At 66.0% G+C, this 20,476-nt stretch carries 18 protein-coding genes and 1 other RNA gene; 14 read left to right on the plus strand and 5 right to left on the minus strand.

The annotated features are described in order from the left end of the window. Window positions 1-270: 270 nt before the first annotated feature. The 4 genes from ssrA to ompA all read right to left on the minus strand — a co-directional run bounded on the left by ssrA (window position 271) and on the right by ompA (window position 2,914). Window positions 271-629, minus strand: a transfer-messenger RNA (tmRNA) gene (ssrA, locus tag A2G96_RS05030). Between the two features lie 85 nt (window positions 630-714). Continuing rightward, on the minus strand, window positions 715-1,389 hold the full coding sequence (gene gph / locus A2G96_RS05035) for a phosphoglycolate phosphatase (protein ID WP_062797330.1): 675 nt from the start codon (window positions 1,387-1,389) through the stop codon (window positions 715-717). Then, entirely contained in the window at window positions 1,386-2,144 is a 759-nt protein-coding gene (gene ubiG / locus A2G96_RS05040) for a bifunctional 2-polyprenyl-6-hydroxyphenol methylase/3-demethylubiquinol 3-O-methyltransferase UbiG (protein WP_062797332.1), read from the minus strand. The genes gph and ubiG overlap by 4 nt, the downstream gene beginning before the upstream one ends. A gap of 116 nt (window positions 2,145-2,260) precedes the next feature. After that, entirely contained in the window at window positions 2,261-2,914 is a 654-nt protein-coding gene (ompA, locus tag A2G96_RS05045) for an outer membrane protein OmpA (protein ID WP_062797334.1), read from the minus strand. A 433-nt stretch (window positions 2,915-3,347) separates the two neighbouring features. Here ompA and gyrA point away from each other — a divergent pair, with 433 nt between their 5' ends. The 7 genes from gyrA (at window position 3,348) to aroA (ending at window position 12,771) form a co-directional block, all read left to right on the plus strand. Beyond that, window positions 3,348-6,017 (plus strand): DNA gyrase subunit A, encoded by a 2,670-nt coding sequence (gene gyrA, locus A2G96_RS05050; RefSeq protein WP_062797335.1) that lies wholly within the window; start codon window positions 3,348-3,350, stop codon window positions 6,015-6,017. A gap of 94 nt (window positions 6,018-6,111) precedes the next feature. Next, entirely contained in the window at window positions 6,112-6,675 is a 564-nt protein-coding gene (locus A2G96_RS05055) for a DUF2059 domain-containing protein (protein WP_062797337.1), read from the plus strand. A gap of 162 nt (window positions 6,676-6,837) precedes the next feature. Then, window positions 6,838-7,995 carry a 3-phosphoserine/phosphohydroxythreonine transaminase gene (gene serC, locus A2G96_RS05060; RefSeq protein ID WP_062797339.1) on the plus strand — a complete coding sequence of 386 codons (1,158 nt, stop codon included), beginning with the start codon at window positions 6,838-6,840 and terminating at the stop codon, window positions 7,993-7,995. 104 nt (window positions 7,996-8,099) lie between these two features. Then, window positions 8,100-9,263: a prephenate dehydratase gene (pheA, locus tag A2G96_RS05065; RefSeq protein WP_062802066.1), complete on the plus strand. Its 1,164-nt coding sequence runs from the start codon at window positions 8,100-8,102 to the stop codon at window positions 9,261-9,263. A 27-nt stretch (window positions 9,264-9,290) separates the two neighbouring features. After that, window positions 9,291-10,421, plus strand: coding sequence for a histidinol-phosphate transaminase (gene hisC, locus A2G96_RS05070; RefSeq protein WP_062797341.1), 1,131 nt, complete (start codon window positions 9,291-9,293; stop codon window positions 10,419-10,421). 96 nt (window positions 10,422-10,517) lie between these two features. Continuing rightward, window positions 10,518-11,417 carry a prephenate dehydrogenase gene (locus A2G96_RS05075; protein WP_150124053.1) on the plus strand — a complete coding sequence of 300 codons (900 nt, stop codon included), beginning with the start codon at window positions 10,518-10,520 and terminating at the stop codon, window positions 11,415-11,417. Between the two features lie 49 nt (window positions 11,418-11,466). After that, window positions 11,467-12,771, plus strand: a complete 1,305-nt coding sequence (aroA, locus tag A2G96_RS05080; RefSeq protein WP_062797343.1) for a 3-phosphoshikimate 1-carboxyvinyltransferase — start codon at window positions 11,467-11,469, stop codon at window positions 12,769-12,771. Here the strand turns inward: aroA and A2G96_RS05085 are convergent. Then, window positions 12,761-13,006 (minus strand): DUF2061 domain-containing protein, encoded by a 246-nt coding sequence (locus tag A2G96_RS05085; protein WP_062797344.1) that lies wholly within the window; start codon window positions 13,004-13,006, stop codon window positions 12,761-12,763. The genes aroA and A2G96_RS05085 overlap by 11 nt on opposite strands. Window positions 13,007-13,131: 125 nt before the next feature. On the opposite strand from A2G96_RS05085, the gene cmk reads away from it, so the two are divergent. From cmk to rfaE1, 7 genes are all read left to right on the plus strand, one after another. Next, entirely contained in the window at window positions 13,132-13,800 is a 669-nt protein-coding gene (gene cmk / locus A2G96_RS05090; protein ID WP_062797345.1) for a (d)CMP kinase, read from the plus strand. A gap of 165 nt (window positions 13,801-13,965) precedes the next feature. Further along, window positions 13,966-15,660, plus strand: coding sequence for a 30S ribosomal protein S1 (rpsA, locus tag A2G96_RS05095; protein ID WP_062797346.1), 1,695 nt, complete (start codon window positions 13,966-13,968; stop codon window positions 15,658-15,660). A gap of 30 nt (window positions 15,661-15,690) precedes the next feature. Beyond that, entirely contained in the window at window positions 15,691-16,110 is a 420-nt protein-coding gene (locus tag A2G96_RS05100) for an integration host factor subunit beta (RefSeq protein WP_062802068.1), read from the plus strand. Window positions 16,111-16,403: 293 nt separating this feature from the next. Then, window positions 16,404-16,745 (plus strand): lipopolysaccharide assembly protein LapA domain-containing protein, encoded by a 342-nt coding sequence (locus tag A2G96_RS05105; protein ID WP_062797347.1) that lies wholly within the window; start codon window positions 16,404-16,406, stop codon window positions 16,743-16,745. A gap of 3 nt (window positions 16,746-16,748) precedes the next feature. Next, the gene (gene lapB, locus A2G96_RS05110; RefSeq protein ID WP_062797348.1) at window positions 16,749-17,993 is read left to right on the plus strand and encodes a lipopolysaccharide assembly protein LapB; all 1,245 of its coding nucleotides are present in this window, start codon (window positions 16,749-16,751) and stop codon (window positions 17,991-17,993) included. Between the two features lie 36 nt (window positions 17,994-18,029). Beyond that, entirely contained in the window at window positions 18,030-19,421 is a 1,392-nt protein-coding gene (locus A2G96_RS05115) for a UDP-glucose dehydrogenase family protein (RefSeq protein WP_062797350.1), read from the plus strand. A gap of 81 nt (window positions 19,422-19,502) precedes the next feature. Further along, window positions 19,503-20,450: a D-glycero-beta-D-manno-heptose-7-phosphate kinase gene (rfaE1, locus tag A2G96_RS05120; RefSeq protein WP_062797352.1), complete on the plus strand. Its 948-nt coding sequence runs from the start codon at window positions 19,503-19,505 to the stop codon at window positions 20,448-20,450. Window positions 20,451-20,476: the final 26 nt, after the last annotated feature.

Raw genomic sequence — 20,476 nt, forward strand, 5'->3', positions numbered from 1 at the left:
TATTTTGGGGTCGGAAATTTTCCCGTCCCTGGCCGTCGCAGAACAAGAAAAAGCCCTCGGCCGGGTGGACGAGGGCTCGAAGTGGCAGCGGACGAGTCGCGGATCGCCCGCATCGCATCATGGGCCTGTGTGGCGCGCCCGGCATCCCCAAATCTGGGGATGTTGTTTTTTCCCGGCGCATGCCGCTGGCGGCGCCGGGCAAAGAAAAACCCGCGCAGCCTGGGCTGTCGCGGGTTGCTGGTCCTGCTGGTACTGCATCGGACTGAATACTGGTGGAGCCGGCGGGAATCGAACCCGCGTCCGCAAGCCCTCCACAGAGAGTTCTACATACTTAGTTCTGTCATTTGATTTAACCGGCGCAGCGCGGACGAACACGCTCTACGACGGCGAGTCACTAGGTTTTCGTCCCCGGCTTCGTGACCCTTCCGGAGCTTATCTGACGTAAATGACCTCGCGTGGTCTTGCGACCCTAGCCCGTCAGCGAGCCAGTGCGAGGACGGCGGCCCTTAGGCTGCCAGTGCGTAACGTTCGTCGTTAGCAGTTATTGCATTCCCATTGATTAACGAGGTGACGGGTCCTCGGTATGCCCTCCACTGCTTTGTAACCCACGTCGAAACCAGGTCGGCCCCAGTGAGGAAGCTGGATTGTACCCGGTTGGACGCAAGCTGTCTTGGGTAGTTCCAGGCCGGGTCCCCGGATACTGCCAGCGCACTTTCAGGCGATCGCGGCGGGCACCAGCAGCGGGATCAGCTCCGCCGGGTGGCGGATCAGGTGGTCGGCGCCCCAGGCCTCGGGCGGGTCGCCGTCGCCGCAGTAGCCATAGGCGGCGGTCACGGTGATCATGCCGGCGGCCTTGCCGGCCTGGATGTCGCGCAGGTCGTCGCCGACATAGACGCAGCGGCTCGGGTCGACCCCTGCACTTGCGGCAGCATGCAGCAGCGGGGCGGGGTGGGGCTTGGCGTGCGGCGTGGTGTCGCCGCTGACCACGGCGCTGGCGCGGGGCGCCAGGCCGATCGCGGCGACCAGCGGTACCGTGAAGCGCGCGATCTTGTTGGTGACGATGCCCCACGGGATGCCCGCCGCCTCGAGCGCGGCCAGCACCTGCGGCATGCCGTCGAACAGGCGCGTGTGCACCGCGATGTCGGCCTCGTAGTAATCCAGGAAGATATCGCGCAGGGCCGGAAATTCGGCGTCCTCCGGGCGCAAGCCGAACGCGGCGCCGAGCAGTCCGCGCGCGCCATGCGAGGCCACGGGGCGCAGCTTGTCATAGGCCACCGGCGGGCGGCCGCGCTCGACCACCAGCCGGTTCGCCGCCGCGGCCAGGTCCGGCGCGGTGTCGGCCAGGGTGCCGTCGAGGTCGAAGAAAACTCCTGCGATGGCCGCGCTCATGCGGCCACCCGGCGGAATGCCATCAGGTAGTTCACGTCCGTGTCGCGGCCCAGGCTATAGACCTGCGACAGCGGGTTGTAGGTCATGCCGCGCATCTCGGCCAGGTCCAGCCCGGCCTGGCGCCCGAAGCGGGCCAGCTCCGAGGGCGTGATGAACTTCTCGTAGTCGTGGGTGCCGCGCGGCAGCATGTTGAGCACGTATTCGGCGCCGACGATGGCCAGCAGGTAGGCCTTCAGGTTGCGGTTGATGGTCGAGAAGAACACATGGCCGCCCGGACGGACCAGCGTCGCGCACGCGTGCACGATCGAAGCCGGGTCCGGCACGTGTTCCAGCATCTCCATGCAAGTGACCACATCCACGCTGGCCGGCTCGCGCGCGGCCAGCGCTTCGGCGGCGATCTCCTCGTAGGTCACGGCAACGCCGGACTCGAGGCTGTGCAGGTCGGCCACCTTCAGCGCCTTGCTGGAGAGATCGATGCCGCGCACGGTGGCGCCGAGGCGCGCCATGCTCTCGGACAGGATGCCGCCGCCACAGCCCACGTCGACCACCCGCTTGCCCGCCAGTGCGGCGATGCCATCGATCCAGCCCAGGCGCAGCGGGTTCAGCTCATGCAGCGGCTTGAACTCGCTCTGCGGATCCCACCAGCGGTGGGCCAGTTCGCTGAACTTGTCGATTTCCTTGGGGTCGGCATTCCGGCGCGGCGGGTGCTGGCTGGCGGCGTCGGCTGCGTGGAGGGTGTGCGATTGCAACGTCATCGTATGCGGGTCCGGCGGCGCTGGCCGCCGCGGGTGGAGGAAGGGGACAGTCCGGGCAACTGTACCAAAAAAAAAGCCCAGCTTGCGCTGGGCTTCTTGGATCGGAAGGGTTCCGATTAACGTGCGCTGCGGGTGCCGACCACTTCGACTTCCACGCGGCGGTTCGGCTGCTGGCAGGCGATCTGCGCCTTGCGGTTGCCCTTGCACGACTTCGGGTCAACCTTCAGCTGGCGCTTGCCCTTGCCTTCGGTGTAGACGCGGTTGGCTTCGACGCCCTTGCTCACCAGGTAAGCCTTGACCGATTCAGCGCGGCGGATCGACAGGCGATCGTTGTACTTGTCCGAGCCGAAGGAGTCGGTGTGGCCAACGGCGATGATGACTTCCAGGGTGATGCCTTGCAGCTTCGAGACCAGGTCGTCCAGCTTGGCCTTGCCTTCGGGCTTCAGCACAGCCTTGTCGAAGTCGAACAGCGTGTCAGCAGCGAAAGTGACCTTCTCGCTCGAGACAACCGGCGGAGCCACCGGAGCCGGAGCCGGGGCTGCTACGGCCGGGGCCAGGGCGCCGTCGCACAGCGCGTTGGCCGTGGCCGGGGTCCAGGAGCTGTCGCGCCAGCAGAGCTCGTTCGTGCCATTCTTCCACACGTACTCGCTCGTACCGTTGCCCCAGTTGTCGTTCACTGCCTTCTTTTCATAAGGGACGGACTGAGCTTGAGCGGATGCAGCCATTACTGCGGTAGCTGCAACGAGCGCGAGCTTGGCAAATTTTTTCATATTTCTCCTCTCAGGATGAGATCACCGCAGGGTTACTGCGAGCAAATGGACGAAAACAAGTCATACATTCTTCGGAGTATAACATTCTCGATGTGGCGGATGCTCCACTTCGAACAATGTCTGGCTCTTCGCTGGGGAATTGTGCCACAAGGGTCGTTTCCTAAGAAGTAAATATATTCGATTCGCCGCATGGGTTTTGGGCCTGTGGTGTTTGTGCAACATGGGTCTTGTATCGCCCGCAAAGCCTTGTGGCATCAGGGATTCCGGGTTTCGGCAGCGGCCTCCGCGGGCTCCCGCGGGGCCTGTCCGGAGAGCGCCGGGCAGGGGGTGCCGGCATGTTAGAATGGCACGTTGCCCAGCCGTCAGGCGCCCACCGGCGCCGCGCGCCAAAGGCCTGTCATTTGCTTAAACCTGCCGCATAAACCACGCCGCAATGGATCCATTCGCAAAAGAAACCCTTCCGGTCTCCCTAGAAGAGGAAATGCGCCGCTCCTACCTCGATTACGCCATGAGCGTGATCGTCGGGCGCGCGCTTCCCGATGTCCGGGATGGCCTGAAACCGGTGCACCGGCGCGTGCTGTATGCGATGCACGAACTCAACAACGACTGGAACCGCGCCTACAAGAAGTCGGCCCGTATCGTTGGGGATGTGATCGGTAAGTACCACCCGCACGGCGATACCGCGGTCTACGACACCATCGTGCGCATGGCGCAGGACTTCTCGCTGCGCTACATGCTGGTCGACGGCCAGGGGAATTTCGGTTCGGTGGACGGTGATAACGCCGCGGCCATGCGTTATACCGAAATCCGCCTGTCGAAAATCGCCCACGAGATGCTGCACGACATCGACAAGGAAACCGTCGATTTCGACAGCAACTACGACGGCTCTGAAAAAGAGCCCTCGATTCTGCCGGCGCGTATTCCCAATCTGCTAATCAATGGTTCGTCGGGTATTGCGGTGGGCATGGCCACCAATATCCCTCCGCATAACCTGAATGAAATCGTCGATGGCTGCCTGCATCTGCTGCGCAACCCGCAGGCGACGGTGGACGAGCTGATTGAATTGATTCCGGCTCCGGATTTTCCGACCGCCGGCATTATCTATGGCATTCAGGGCGTCCGCGAAGGCTACCGCACCGGCCGGGGCCGCGTGGTGATGCGCGCCAAGACGCACTTCGAGGATATCGACCGCGGCCAGCGCCAGGCCATCATCGTCGACGAGCTGCCGTATCAGGTCAACAAGCGCACCCTGCTCGAGCGCATCGCCGAGCTGGTCACCGAGAAGAAGATCGAAGGCATTTCGGACATCCGCGACGAGTCGGACAAGTCCGGCATGCGGGTGGTAATCGAGCTCAAGCGCAACGAGGTGCCCGAGGTCGTCCTCAACAACCTATATAAGAACACCCAGCTGCAGGACACCTTCGGCATGAACATGGTGGCGCTGGTCGACCGCCAGCCGCGCCTGCTGAACCTGCGCCAGATGCTGGAGTACTTCCTGGCGCATCGGCGCGAGGTCGTGACCCGCCGCACGGTGTTCGAACTGCGCAAGGCGCGCGAGCGCGGCCATGTGCTGGAAGGCCTGGCGGTGGCGCTGGCCAATATCGACGAGTTCATCGCCATCATCAAGGCCGCCCCGACGCCGCCGGTGGCCAAGCAGGAGCTGATGAGCAAGGCCTGGGATTCCGCGCTGGTGCGCGAAATGCTGGCCCGCGCCGAGGGCGAAACTCCGGGCGGGCGCGCGTCGTACCGGCCGGACGGGCTGCCGGCGGTGTTCGGCATGCAGGCCGACGGCCTGTATCGACTGTCCGACGGCCAGGCGCAGGAAATCCTGCAAATGCGCCTGCAACGCCTCACCGGGCTGGAACAAGACAAGATCGTCCAGGAATATCGCGACATCATGGCGGAAATCGCCGACCTGCTCGATATCCTGGCGCGCCCCGAGCGGATTACTACCATCATCATCGACGAACTGACGGCGATCCGTGCCGAATTCGGCGATGAGCGCCGCTCGCAAATCGAACTGAACGCGACCGAGCTGGATACCGAGGACCTGATCACTCCGCAGGACATGGTGGTCACGCTGTCGCACAGCGGCTATATGAAGAGCCAGCCGATCTCCGAATACCGGGCGCAGAAGCGTGGCGGCCGGGGCAAGCTGGCGACCGCGACCAAGGAAGACGACTGGATCGATACGCTGTTCGTGGCCAACACCCACGACTACATCCTGTGCTTCTCCAATCGGGGCCGGCTGTACTGGCTGAAGGTCTACGAGGTGCCGCAGGGCTCGCGCAACTCGCGCGGGCGGCCGATCGTCAACATGTTCCCGTTGTCGGAGGGCGAGAAGATCAACGTCATCCTGCCGGTGCGGCAGTTCGACGCCGAGCACTTCATCTTCATGGCGACCGCGCGCGGCACGGTCAAGAAGACCGCGCTGACCGAATTCTCCAACCCGCGCAAGGCCGGCATCATTGCGGTCGACCTCGACGAAGGCGACTACCTGATCGGTGCGGCGGTGACCGACGGCCAGCACGACGTGATGCTGTTCTCCGACGCCGGCAAGGCCGTGCGCTTCGACGAGAACGACGTGCGTCCGATGGGCCGCCAGGCCCGCGGCGTGCGCGGCATGAACCTCGAAGACGGCCAGGCCGTGATCGCGATGCTGGTGGCGCCGGCCGAGACCGCTGAAGAGGCGGCCGATGCGTGCGTGCGCGGCAGCGTGCTGACCGCGACCGAGAACGGCTACGGCAAGCGCACGCCCATCGCCGAGTACACTCGACACGGCCGCGGCACCAAGGGCATGATTGCGATCCAGACGAGCGAGCGCAACGGCCGTGTGGTGGCGGCTGCACTGGTTTCGCCCGAGGACGAGATCATGCTGATCACCACTGGCGGCGTGCTGATCCGTACCCGGGTGGCGGAAATCCGCGAAATGGGCCGCGCCACCCAGGGCGTCACGCTGATCAACGTGGACGAGGGCACCAAGCTGTCCGGGCTGCAGCGCATCGTCGAAAGCGATGCCGACAACGGCGGCAACGGTGAGGAGCCGGACGAGGCCGAGGGTGCCGAAGGTGCCGCAGGTGCGGACGCCGACGCGAATCCTTAAGACCAAACGTAAATTGTTGCAACAATAGGACGCCAGCCGGAACTCGCCTCGCGGCTGTCCGGACTAAAACGGACGTATTTACCAGGGAGTCACAATGCTCAAAACCTATCGACGTATCGCTGTTCTGGCTGCTTTTGTCCCGACCTTCATGATGGCGCAGCATGCCCACGCACAGGACGCGGAAAAGACGGCAGCCATCAAGGAACTGCTTTCCGTCATGCAGGCAGACCAGGCTGTGAAGGGCCAGGCAGAGAACTGGCAGCAAGGCGCCAAGCAGGAAGCGCCGCTGGTCCTCGAGCAGGTGCTGGTCGAAAACAAGACCCTCAGCGACAAGCAGAAGCAGGCCGCGGTTGAAAAGCTGAAGAAGAACGGTGCGGTCCAGCGTGTCGTGGATGGCGCCGGCACGGCGTTCACTACCGATGCGTTCCGCAAGGACGCGATCCAGGCGCACTACGATGCCTTCGGCAAGTACTACTCGACGCAGGAACTGAAGGACCTGACCACTTTCCTGAAGTCGCCGACCGGCCAGAAGTTCATGGCCAACCAGGGCAAGGCAACGCAGGAAATCTGGGGCTCGATGATGCAGAAGTACGGCCCGCAGGTCGGCAAGTCGATGCGCGACGCCGCCGAGAAGGAAATCACCGCCGCTTCGAAGTGATGCCGGCGTGATCCGCAACGGATCCGCCCGCCACCCGGCCGACAGCGTTCGGTCGGGCGCGGCAACCCGGGGCTGAGCCCCGGGCGCCCAACGGGGCGCGGGTTTGAGGGATAATGGCTGCTTGGGTAACACCGGCAGCCATTTTTCCATTCCCCCCGTCTCATGAACGATCCCCAGAATCCCGCTCTTGCCGGCATGATGCAGCGTGCATTGGCCGAACGCGTCTACAACTTCTCGCCCGGCCCGGCGGCGCTGCCCGCCGAAGTGCTGCAACAGGCGGCCGAGGAGATGCTGTCCTGGCGCGGGACCGGGGTCTCGGTGATGGAGATGAGCCACCGCAGCCGCGAGTTCGAAGGCATCCACAACCAGGCCATCGCCGACCTGCGCGAGCTGCTGCATATTCCCGCCAACTACCGCGTGCTGTTTCTGCAGGGCGGTGCCATCGGCGAAAACGGCATCGTGCCGCTGAACCTGATGCGCCTGCGCCATGCCGACGCGCCCAAGGCCGACTTCGTCGTCACCGGCACCTGGTCGGTCAAGACCGAGCAGGAGGCCCGCCGCTACGGCGCGGTCAATATCGCCGCCAGCAGCGAGGCGCAGAAATACCACCGCATTCCGGACGTGGCCGACTGGAAGCTGTCCGACGACGCCGGCTACGTGCACCTGTGCACCAACGAGACCATCGTCGGCGTGGAGTTCCAGGACATCCCCGATATCGGCCAGGTCAAGGGCGACCGCGTGGTGGTGGCGGACGCCTCCAGCCACATCCTGTCGCGCCCGATCGACTGGTCGCGCGTGCAGGTGGTCTACGGCGGCGCGCAGAAGAATATCGGCCCGGCCGGCGTCACCATCGTGATCGTGCGTGAGGACTTGCTCGGCCATGCCCATCCGCTGTGCCCGTCGGCATTCAACTGGCGCCTGGTGGCCGAGCACAACTCGATGTACAACACGCCGCCGACCTATGCGATCTATATCGCCGGCCTGGTGTTCCAGTGGCTCAAGCGCCAGGGCGGCGTGCCCGCGATCGAACAGCGCAATATCGCCAAGGCGTCGGCGCTGTACGACTACCTCGACCAGAGCGATTTCTATCGCAACGAAATCCATCCCAGCTGCCGCTCGCGCATGAACGTACCCTTCTTCCTGGGCGACGAATCGCGCAACGAGGCCTTCCTGCAGCAGGCCCGGGCCAACGGCCTGGTGCAGCTGAAGGGGCACAAGACCGTGGGCGGCATGCGCGCCAGCATCTACAACGCCATGCCGCTGGAAGGCGTGATGGCGCTGATCGAATTCATGCGCGAGTTCGAGCGGACCTCCGCCTGACGCGCATTCCCGCTGTCGGGTCAGCGCATGCCAGCGACGGCATGCCGGCCCGCGCGGGCAGTTTTCTGGCCGCCGCGCCCGGCGGCCCACCGGATCGATACAACATGACAAGCCAAGACCGCACCCCCGCGCGCGAGGAGACGCCGCCCAATGCGCCGCAGAACGGCGACAGCCACCTGAGTGATGCCGAGCGCCAGCTGTCGGTCGAGCTGGGGCCGCTGCGCGAGCAGATCGATACCGTCGACCGCGAGCTGCTGGCGATGCTGAACCGCCGCGCCAGGCTCGCGCTCGAGGTGGGCGAGGTCAAGAAGAAGTACGGCGCACCGGTGTTCCGTCCGGAGCGCGAGCTGCAGGTCATCCGCAAGGTGCAGGGCGCCAACCCGGGCCCGCTGCTGGGCGAAAGCGTGGCGGCAATCTGGCGCGAGGTGATGTCCGCCTGCCGCGGCCTGGAGAAGCCGCTGGAAGTGGCGTTCCTGGGGCCGGCCGGCACGTTCTCGGAGCAGGCGCTGTACGCGCATTTCGGCCACGAGGTGTCGGGCGTGCCTTGCCCCAGCATCGACGAGGTGTTCCGCGCGGTCGAGGCGGGCACGGTCGAATACGGCGTGGTGCCGGTCGAGAACTCCACCGAGGGCGCGGTGTCGCGCACGCTCGACCTGTTCCTGCAGACCTCGCTGAAGATCAGCGGCGAGATTGCGCTCAAGGTGCACCACAACCTGATGGCATCGACGCCTGACATGAACGGCGTCACGGTGGTGCGCGCGCATGCGCAGGCGCTGGCGCAGTGCCAGCACTGGCTGACCGCCAACTACCCGCACCTCGAACGCCAGGCGGTGTCGAGCAATGCCGAAGCGGCGCGCATGGCCAGCGAAGACCCGACCGTGGCCGCGATTGCGGGCGAATCCGCCGCCAACCGCTATCACCTGCACCTGGTGCGCACGCATATCCAGGACGATCCGCACAACCGCACGCGCTTTGCCGTGATCGGCCGCTACGAGACCGAGCCCTCGGGCAGCGACCAGACCTCGCTGATCCTGTCGGTGCCCAACAAGGCCGGCGCGGTGTACCAGCTGCTGGCGCCGCTGGCCGCGAACGGCGTGTCGATGTGCCGCTTCGAGTCGCGCCCGGCGCGCAGCGGCGCGTGGGAATACTACTTCTACGTCGACGTGGAAGGGCACCAGCATGAGCCGGCGGTGGCGCGCGCGATCGAAGAGCTGCGCCGCAATGCGGCCTACCTGAAGGTGCTGGGCTCGTATCCGTCGAGCAAGTAAGGCAGCCGGAACGCACAAGGAGACAAGATGGCAGAGCAGGGCAAGCAGGGCGGCGCAGCGGGTTTCGGCCCGGATTATGTGCGGGCGATTTCGCCATACGTGGCGGGCAAGCCGATCGCCGAAGTCGCGCGCGAGTTCGGCCTGGATGAGGCCGGCATCGTCAAGCTCGCCTCCAACGAGAACCCGCTGGGCATGCCGGAATCGGCCCGCAAAGCGGTGGCCGCTGCCGTGGCCGAGCTGGGCCGCTATCCCGATGCCAACGGCTTTGCGCTGAAGGGCGCGCTGTCGGCACGCTTCGGCGTGCCCGCCGACTGGCTGACGCTGGGCAACGGCAGCAACGACATCCTGGAACTGGCCGCGCATGCGCTGGTGGAGCCGGGCCAGTCGATCGTCTATGCCGAATACTCGTTCGCGGTGTATGCGCTGGCCACGCAGGAGATCGGCGCGCGCGCCATCGAAGTGCCAGCACGCGATTACGGCCACGACCTCGACGCGATGGCGGCGGCGATTGCGCCGGATACGCGCCTGGTCTTTATCGCCAACCCCAACAACCCGACCGGCACCTTCCTGCCGGCGGCGCAGATCGAGGCGTTCCTGCAGCAGGTGCCGCGCCATGTCGTGGTGGTATTGGACGAGGCCTACAACGAATACCTCGATGCCGACCAGCAATACGACGCGATTGCCTGGGTGCGCCGCTACCCCAACCTGATGGTGTCGCGCACGTTCTCCAAGGCCTATGGCCTGGCGGGCCTGCGCATCGGCTACGCGGTGGCGCAGCCGGAACTGACCGACCTGCTGAACCGCATCCGCCAGCCGTTCAACGTCAACAGCGTGGCGCAGGCCGCGGCCATCGCCGCGCTCGCCGATACCGATTTCCTGCGCCGCAGCGCGGAGCTGAACCGCGACGGCAAGCGGCAGCTGACCGAAGCATTCGACCGGCTCGGCCTGGAATACGTGCCGTCGTCCGGCAACTTCGTGCTGGTGCGCGTGGGCGACGATGACGGCGCCGGCGCGCGCGTGAACCTGGCCTTGCTGCGGCAGGGCGTGATCGTGCGCCCGGTGGGTAACTACAACCTGCCGCAATGGCTGCGCGTGACCGTCGGCTTGCCGGAAGAGAACGCGGCGTTTATCGCGGCGCTGGAGCGGGCGCTGGCCTGAGGCCGGACGCCGCAAACGCCGCTGGTCCTACTGCCGATTGAGCCCAATGATTGACCTCGGTCTGAACCGAACTACCGCCGCTTGCGGCCTGTGATTGTGAGTGCATTGCATTTTTCCCGTGTTGTCATTGTCGGCGTCGGCCTGATCGGCGGCTCGCTCGCGCTGGCGCTCAAGCGCGCCGGCGTGGTGGGCACGGTGGTCGGGGTGGGGCGCTCAGCGGCTTCGTTGCAGAAGGCGCTGGACCTGGGCGTGATCGACGAGGCCGCGACGCTGGCCGATGCCGCGCGCGGCGCCAGCGTGATCGTGCTGTGCGCGCCGGTGGCGCAGAACTTTGCGCTGCTGCATGCGCTCGAGCCGCACCTGCAGCCCGGCACCATCGTCACCGATGCCGGCAGCACCAAGTCCGACGTGATCATCGCCGCCAAGACCGCGCTGGGCGACAAGGCCGCGCAGTTCGTGCCCGCCCACCCGATCGCCGGGCGCGAGCTCAACGGCGTCGAGGCCGCGCTGCCGGACCTGTACGACGGCAAGAAGACCGTGCTGTGTCCGCTGCAGGAAAACGCGCGCGCCGATGTTGCCGCGGTGCGCGCCATGTGGGAAAGCGCCGGCGCGCATTGCCACGTGATGTCGGCGGTGCAGCACGACGCGGTGTTTGCCGCGGTCAGCCATCTGCCTCACGTGCTGTCGTACGCGCTGGTGGCGCAGGTGGCCAATGCCGAGGATGCGGCGCTGAAGCTGGACTTTGCCGGCGGCGGTTTCCGCGATTTCACGCGGATCGCAGCCTCGTCGCCGGAAATGTGGCGCGACATCTGCGTTGCCAACCGCGACGCGCTGCTGCGCGAACTGAATACCTACCAGTCGGTGCTGGCGCACCTGAAGACGCTGATCGAGAAAGGCGACGGCGACGCGCTCGAACGCATCTTCACGCGCGCCAGCAAGACCCGGCTGGCCTGGGGCGCCGAGCGTGCCGCGGGCAACCACCATATCGAACCCTGATGGCCCTGGCCCATCGCCTGAACGCGGCGCCCCGGCGCCCATGACATCCATGGAACACCTGACGCTAGGCCCCCTGACCCGCGCCCACGGCACCGTCCGGCTGCCGGGCTCGAAGAGCATCTCCAACCGCGTGCTGCTGCTGGCCGCGCTCGCCAACGGCGAGACCCGCGTGCGCGACCTGCTCGATTCCGACGATACCCGCGTGATGCTGCAGGCGCTGCGCACGCTGGGCGTGGCCTGGCGCCAGGAGGGCGCCGACTACATCGTCACCGGCGCCGGTGGCGACTTCCCCAACAAGTCGGCCGAGCTGTTCATGGGCAATGCCGGCACCGCGATCCGTCCGCTGACCGCCGCGCTGGCGCTGCAGGGCGGCAGCTACAAGCTGTCCGGCGTGCCGCGCATGCATGAGCGGCCGATCGGCGATCTCGTCGATGGCCTGCGCCAGGTCGGCGCGGTGATCGACTACCTTGGCAACGAAGGTTTCCCGCCGCTGCATATCCAGCCGCCCAGCCTGCGCATCGACGCGCCGATCCGCGTGCGTGGCGATGTTTCCAGCCAGTTCCTGACCGCGCTGCTGATGAGCCTGCCGCTGGCGCAGTCGGCCAGCGGCCGCATCGAGATCGAAGTCGTGGGCGAGCTGATCTCGAAGCCGTATATCGAGATCACGCTGAACCTGCTGGCGCGTTTCGGCATCGAGGTGGAGCGGCAGGGCTGGGAGCGCTTCATCCTGCCCGCGGGGGCGGCTTACCGCTCGCCGGGAGAGATCTTTGTCGAGGGCGACGCGTCGTCGGCGTCGTACTTCCTGGCCGCCGGCGCGATCGGTGGCGGCCCGGTGCGCGTGGAAGGCGTCGGCATGGCCAGCATCCAGGGCGATGTCCGCTTTGCCGATGCGCTCAACCGCATGGGCGCCAACGTGATGGCGGGCGACAACTGGATCGAGGTGCGCGGCACCGAGCGCGACGACGGGCGCCTGCACGGCATCGAGCTGGACTGCAACCATATCCCCGACGCGGCGATGACGCTGGCGGTGGCGGCGCTGTTTGCCGAAGGCACGACCACGCTGACCAATATCGCCAGCTGGCGCGTCAAGGAAACCGACCGCATCACCGCGATGGCGACGGAACTGCGCAAGCTGGGCGCCGTGGTCGAGGAAGGCCCGGACTACCTGCGCGTGACGCCGCCGCAGCCTTGGCAGACCCCGGCCGACGGCATTGGCACCTATGATGACCATCGCATGGCGATGTGTTTCTCGCTGGCGGCGTTCGGCCCGTTGCCGGTGCGGATCAACGAGCCGGGCTGCGTGGCGAAGACGTTCCCGGACTATTTCAGCGTATTTGCCGGCGTCACGCGCTGACCAGGCTGGCGTCGGCACCGTTGCCGGCGGGGGCTGCGGCGCTGTCGCCAGTGGCCGGCGCGTGGCGGTGCTTGCGCTTGTCCCAGTACTTGTCGAAAAAGTAGTGGGCCACGGTATTGATGGCCGGTTCGATAAAGGTGACGGCACCGCTCACGGCCAGGCTGCCGGTCAGCGCATAGGTCACGCTGAACGCGATACCGAGGTGCATGATGCCGAACGTCAGGGTTTTTGCCATGGTAGATTGCCTCGCGACCAATACTGAGGGATGCGCCGCGCTTGTCGCGGCGCGATGCCATGGATCAAATGATAATGATTCTCAATAGAATTAACAATCAATCGTTTCACTGGGTGCCATAAGCAATGACTATCGTCAACGTCATCACCATTGACGGACCGACCGCCTCCGGCAAGGGCACGGTTGCGCACAAGGTTGCCGACGCGGTGGGCTTCCATCTGCTCGACAGCGGCGCGCTGTACCGGCTGGTAGCGCTGGCCAGCGACCGCGTGGGTGTTGACCTGGCCGACATGGACGCCCTGGCGCGGATTGCTTCGCGCCTGGATGTGAAGTTCGGGCCGGACCGCGTCTGGCTGCAAGGCGAGGAGGTCAGCCTGGCGATCCGCGCCGAGGCGATCGGCAACCGCGCCTCGGCCATCGCCGTGCACCAGCCGGTGCGCGACGCGCTGACCCAGCTGCAGCGCAGCTTCCGCAAGCTGCCCGGGCTGGTGGCCGACGGCCGCGACATGGGCACGGTGATCTTCCCGGACGCGCAGCTCAAGGTGTTCCTGACCGCGAGTGTCGAGGCGCGCGCGCGCAGGCGCTATAAACAATTGATTGATAAGGGAATTTCTGCTAATATCGAAGACCTTTTGCGTGACCTCGAGGCGCGCGACGCGCGGGATCGCACCCGCGCCGCCGCGCCGCTGCGTCCCGCCGAGGATGCAAAGCTGCTCGATACCTCCGACATGACGGTGGATCAGGCAGTGGCGCAGGTGCTGGAGTGGTTTGCCGCTGTGCGGCCCGATGCATGACATGCAGCGGGCGCATCCGTAGAAGCGGCGCGCCCCTTCCGTACCCGATGGCGTCAGTCCGGGCCCGTGCCCTGGCTGGCTTTTGTCAAACCTGACCCCGCTGCCCTGGCAGACTGAGCGCGATCGTCGCGCCGGCCAGCGTACTGCGGATTTCACCTTACGTTTATGTCCGACCTGCAAACTAACGAATCCTTTGCCGCACTGTTCGAGGAATCGATCGCCCGCTCCAATATGAAGGCTGGCGAAGTGATCTCCGCTGAAGTCGTGCGCATCGACCACAACTTCGTGGTCGTCAACGCCGGCCTCAAGTCCGAGGCATTTGTGCCGGTGGAGGAGTTCCTGAACGACCAGGGCGAACTCGAAGTGCAGGCCGGCGACTACGTCTCCGTGGCCATCGACGCACTCGAGAACGGCTATGGCGACACCATCCTCTCGCGCGACAAGGCCAAGCGCCTGGCCTCGTGGCTGAACCTCGAGAAGGCACTGGAAGACGGCGAAATCATCTCGGGTACCGTGACCGGCAAGGTCAAGGGCGGCCTGACGGTGATGGTCAACGGCATCCGCGCGTTCCTGCCGGGTTCGCTGGTTGACGTGCGTCCGATCAAGGACACCACTCCGTACGAAGGCAAGACCCTGGAATTCAAGGTCATCAAGCTGGACCGCAAGCGCAACAACGTTGTGCTGTCGCGCCGCGCCGTGGTCGAAGCCACGCTGGGCGAAGAGCGCCAGAAGCTGATGGAAACCCTGAAGGAAGGCGCCATCGTCAACGGTATCGTCAAGAACATCACCGACTACGGTGCGTTCGTTGACCTGGGCGGCATCGACGGCCTGCTGCACATCACCGACCTGGCCTGGCGCCGTGTCCGCCACCCGAGCGAAGTGCTGTCGGTTGGCCAGGAAATCACCGCCAAGATCCTCAAGTTCGACCAGGAAAAGAACCGCGTCTCGCTGGGCGTGAAGCAGCTGGGCGAAGATCCGTGGGTCGGCATCTCGCGCCGCTACCCGCAAGGCACCCGCCTGTTCGGCAAGGTCACCAACCTGACCGACTACGGCGCGTTCGTCGAGATCGAAGCCGGCATCGAAGGCCTGGTGCACGTGTCGGAAATGGACTGGACCAACAAGAACGTGGCCCCGTCCAAGGTGGTCCAGCTGGGCGACGAGGTCGAAGTCATGGTGCTGGATATCGACGAAGACAAGCGTCGTATCAGCCTGGGCATGAAGCAGTGCAAGGCCAACCCGTGGGACGATTTCTCGCGCAACCACAAGAAGGGCGACAAGCTCGCCGGCCAGATCAAGTCGATCACCGACTTCGGCGTGTTCATCGGCCTGCCGGGCGGCATCGACGGCCTGGTGCACCTGTCCGACCTGTCCTGGCAAGAGTCCGGCGAAGAGGCCGTGCGCAAGTACAAGAAGGGCGACGAAGTCGAAGCCGTGGTGCTGGGCATCGACGTCGACAAGGAACGCATCTCGCTGGGCATCAAGCAGCTGTCGGGCGATCCGTTCAACAACTTCATCTCGGCCAACGACAAGGGTTCGCTGGTTCAGGGCACGATCAAGGCCGTTGACGCCAAGGGTGCCGTGGTCCAGCTGGCCGACGACGTCGAAGGCTACCTGCGCGCCTCGGAAATCTCCGCCGACCGCGTGGAAGATGCCCGCAACGTGCTGAAGGAAGGCGAGCAGATCACCGCCCTGGTGGTGAACGTCGACCGCAAGTCGCGCAACATCAACCTGTCGATCAAGGCCAAGGACAGCGCAGAGCAGCAGGAAGCGATGCAGAAGTTCCAGGCCGACACCGGCACGGCTGGCACGACCAACCTCGGCGCCCTGCTGAAGGCCAAGCTCGGCCAGGACAACCAGTAATCGCAGGCCCCCGCGCTTGCGCGTATGCCCATGACCAAGTCGGAGCTTGTCGAAAAACTGGCTGCCCGCTTCCCCCAGCTGCTGCTGCGGGATGCGGACATCTCGGTGAAAACGATACTCGACGCGATGTCCGAAGCGCTGGCCGACGGCCACCGCATCGAGATCCGCGGATTCGGCAGTTTTGGTCTGAACCGGCGTCCGCCTCGCGTGGGGCGCAATCCCAAGTCCGGCGAACGGGTGCTGGTACCTGAAAAACGGGTGCCGCACTTCAAGGCGGGCAAGGAATTGCGCGAACGGGTTGACCGTAGCCAGCCGGCGCCTGCGGGCACCAACGGCAACGGCCATTCCGGCGGCACGGCGCAAGCCTTGCCGGGAAAGGCAGGCCAGGGCGCAGCATCCGCCGCGCCCACGGGGTTGCACGAGAGCGGACTGGATTTCATCCGCTCCTGACTTCGACTGGCACTGCCTGCTACTGAGTTGTAAAAAAAGCGCCCCTTGGGGCGCTTTTTTTTGGCCGATGCGGGCCGGGGCGGCACGCTGCAGCGCCTGCAAGGCAGGGCGCCGACACTGCGCGCCGACAGCTGCGAGCGCGCGCCGGCACGCCGTTACCGCCACGTTACCGAATCCGTGAAGTGATTCCGTTACAATGCCGGGGTCTTTGCCGGGCCTTGCACGGAGCGTCCTGTTAGCGCTAACTCCGCGTCTGCCCGCCCCAACGCCATGCTGCCTCGCCGCCTACCCGCATGAAACTGTTTGCCTGGATCGTCCGCATCGTCGTATTCGTGCTGCTGTTCGTGCTGGCCCTGCGCAATACCGCAGAAGCCTCGCTGCAGCTGTTCTTCAATGCCGTCTGGCATGCGCCGCTGATCCTGATCCTGTTTGCCGCGTTCGCGCTGGGCGCGGTGGCGGCGCTGGCCTCGGTGGCGCCGGGGCTGATGCGGCAGCGCGTGGAACTGGCCAGGCTGCGGCGCGCGGCCGCGGACGCACGGGCGTCGACGGCGGCGCCTTCGGCGGCAGCGGCAGGCGCCGCGCCGGTGCCGCGCGACGGCAAGTCTCCCTATAACGTAGTCGGCCCGAAAGTCTGATCCATGATGTTTGAAACCTGGTGGCTGTTGGTGCTGCCACTTGTCTTTGGCCTTGGCTGGATGGCGGCGCGCTTCGACGTGCGCCAGATGATCAGCGAGCAGGGCGCCTTGCCGCGCTCCTACTTCAAGGGACTCAATTTCCTGCTCAACGAGCAGCCCGACAAGGCCATCGACGCCTTTGTCGAAGTCGCCCGGCTGGACCCTGAAACCACCGAGCTGCACTTTGCGCTGGGCGCGCTGTTCCGGCGCCGCGGCGAAACCGAGCGCGCCATCCGTGTGCACCAGAACCTGGCCACGCGCCCCGACCTGCCCGAGCCCGAACGCGAGCACGCGCTGTTCGAGCTGGGCGAAGACTACCTGCGCGCGGGCCTGCTCGACCGTGCCGAGGAATCGCTGCGCCGGCTGATGTCGGGCCCTTACGCGGCGTCGGCCAAGCGCGTGCTGCTCGAACTCTACGAGGTCGAAAAGGAGTGGCAGAAGGCGATCGATGCCGCGCGTGAGCTGCAGACGCTGGAGCAAAAGAGCTACAGCCTGCAGATCGCGCAGTTCTGCTGCGAGCTGGCGCAGGACGCGCTGCAGCGCAAGCGCCCCGAAGACGCGGTGAAATGGCTGAACCAGGCCGTGGCCGAGAATCCCGCCAACGTGCGCGCGCCGATCCTGCTTGGCGACGTCGCCGCGGCGGCGGGCGATGCGCGCGCGGCGCTGGGCCACTGGCTTGGCATCGAGCGCCAGGACGCTTCTTTCCTGCCGCTGGTGGCCGAGCGCGTGGTCAAGGCCTATGCCGCGCTCAACGAACAGGGCCTGGCGCTGGAATGGCTGCGCGGCCTGCTCAAGGGCAAGCTCGCGCCCGAGGTGCTCGACACCGCCTACAAGGCCGAACTGGAAGTGAACGGCCCCGAAGCCGCGGCACGCCTGATGCGCGACCAGCTGCGCCGCCAGCCCACGCTGCTGGCGCTGACCAAGTATTTCGAGGCGCAGGCGGCGGTGGCCGCCGCGCCCGCTGCTCAGTCCACACAGGCCGCGGTGGTCGAGGCCGCTGGCCAGGCCCACGGCGACGAAGTTGCCGAAGACGGCGACGAGGCCAGGGAAACCACCGCCATCCGCGACCTGCTGCAACTGCGCACGCGCAACCTGGCGCGCTATACCTGCCGCGAATGCGGTTTCCGTGCGCGGCTGTTCTATTGGCAGTGCCCGGGTTGCAACCGCTGGGAGACCTATGCCCCGCGGCGTTCCGAAACGCTGGGCTGATTCCCGGTGGCCGTGCAACGGATCTGAATTGAAGCTATGAAAGTCACCATTATCGGCAGCGGCTACGTCGGTCTCGTCACCGGCGCCTGCCTGGCGGAGCAGGGCAACGACGTGTTCTGCCTGGACCTGGACGAGCAGAAGATCGCGCTGCTCAACGCGGGCGGCGTGCCGATCTACGAACCGGGCCTGCAGGAACTGATCCAGCGTAACCGCGAAGCCGGCCGCCTGACCTTTTCCACCGACGTGGCAGCCAGCGTCGAACATGCCGACGTGCAGTTCATCGCCGTGGGCACGCCGCCGGACGAGGACGGCTCGGCCGACCTCAAGTACGTGCTGGCGGCGGCGCGCAATATCGGCCGCCATATGACCGGCTTCAAGGTGGTGGTCGACAAGTCGACCGTGCCGGTGGGCACCGGCGACCGCGTCACCGCCGCCATCCGCGAGGAACTGATCGCGCGCGGGCTGGAAGACCTGCAGTTCTCGGTGGTGTCGAACCCCGAGTTCCTGAAGGAGGGCGCCGCGGTCGAAGACTTCATGCGCCCCGACCGCATCGTGCTGGGCTGCAACGCCGACGCCGCCGGCCGCCACGCGCAGGCCACCATGCGCCAGTTGTACGCGCCGTTCAACCGCCATCATGAGCGCACCTTCTACATGGACGTGCGCTCGGCCGAGTTCACCAAGTACGCCGCCAACTCGATGCTGGCCACCCGCATCTCGTTCATGAACGAGCTCGCCAACCTGGCCGACGAGGTCGGCGCCGATATCGAGCTGGTGCGCATGGGCATCGGCTCGGATCCGCGCATCGGCTACAGTTTCCTCTATGCCGGCGCCGGCTATGGCGGATCGTGCTTTCCCAAGGACGTGCAGGCGCTGATGCGCACCGCTGCCGACCACGGCAAGCCGATGCGCGTGCTGGAGGCGGTGGAAGCCGTCAACGGCGCGCAGAAGCGCGTGCTCGGCGAGAAGATCGTGCGCCGCTTCGGCGACGACCTGAGCGGCCGCGTGTTCGCGGTCTGGGGCCTCGCTTTCAAACCGAATACCGACGACATGCGCGAGGCGCCGTCGCGCGTGCTGGCGCGCGAGCTGGTGTCGCGCGGCGCGTCGCTGCGGGTGCATGACCCGGTCTCGATGGCCGAGGCACGCCGCGTGCTGGAGGCCGACCTGGCCGACGTGCCGGGCGGCGCCGCACGCGTGAGCTTCCACCAGCACCAGATGGATGCGCTCGACGGCGCCGACGCGCTGGCGATCGTGACCGAATGGAAGGTGTTCCGCAGCCCCGACTTCGGGCAGATCAAGCGGCGGCTGAAGTCGCCGGTGATCTTCGATGGACGCAATCTGTATGAGCCCGAGGCGATGCGCGAGACCGGCGTGGAATACCACGCCATCGGCCGCCCGACCCGCAAGGCTGCGCCGGCGTCGAACGAATAAGGCGCTGGCCGGTCAACGGACTCATCAACCGATAAGCTAGCGCGGCGGCCGCTGCCGCCGCGTTTATTGCCAAGGATCTTCATGAACAAGACCGTCATTCCGCAGGAGCAGATCCGGCAGTCCCATATCCTGGTGGTCGGCGACATGATGCTGGACCGCTATTGGTTCGGCGACGTCGAGCGCATTTCGCCCGAAGCGCCGGTGCCGGTGGTGCAGGTCAAGCGCAGCGACGAGCGCCTGGGCGGCGCCGCCAACGTGGCCCGCAACGCCGCGGCGCTGGGCGCACGCGTCGGCATGCTGGGCGTGGTCGGCGACGACGAGCCGGCGCGCACGCTCGAGGCGCTGCTGGCCGAGAGCCACGTGCAGCCCTACCTGCACCGCGATGCCAAGATCAACACCACCATCAAGCTGCGCGTGGTGGCGCACCAGCAGCAGCTGCTGCGTGTGGATTTCGAGAACACGCCTGCGCATGAAGTGCTGCTCGCGGTACAGGACAAGTTCCAGGGCCTGGTCAACGATTACCAGGTGCTGGTGCTGTCCGACTACGGCAAGGGCGGGCTGACCCATGTCACGCGCATGATCGACGCCGGCCGCGCGGCCGGCCGCAAGGTGCTGGTCGACCCCAAGGGCGACGATTACTCGCGCTACCGCGGTGCCACGCTGATCACCCCCAACCGCGCCGAGATGCGTGCGGTGGTCGGCGCCTGGAAGACCGAGGCCGACCTGACCATCCGCGCACAGAACCTGCGCCGCGCGCTGCAACTCGAAGCGCTGCTGCTGACGCGCTCGGAAGAGGGCATGACGCTCTATACCGAAGCCGAAGTGCTGCACGTCTCGGCCCAGGCGCGCGAGGTCTATGATGTATCCGGTGCCGGCGACACCGTGATCGCCACGCTCGCCACCATGATGGGTGCCGGCGTGCCGCTCAAGGAAGCCGTGCAGCATGCCAATCGCGCCGGCGGCATCGTGGTCGGCAAGCTGGGCACCGCCGTCGTCACTTATCCCGAATTGTTCGGCGCCGCTGCCTGAGGCGCGGCGCCCCATCCTGATCCGAC

The sequence above is a fragment of the Cupriavidus nantongensis genome, assembly GCF_001598055.1.
Lineage (GTDB): Bacteria > Pseudomonadota > Gammaproteobacteria > Burkholderiales > Burkholderiaceae > Cupriavidus > Cupriavidus nantongensis.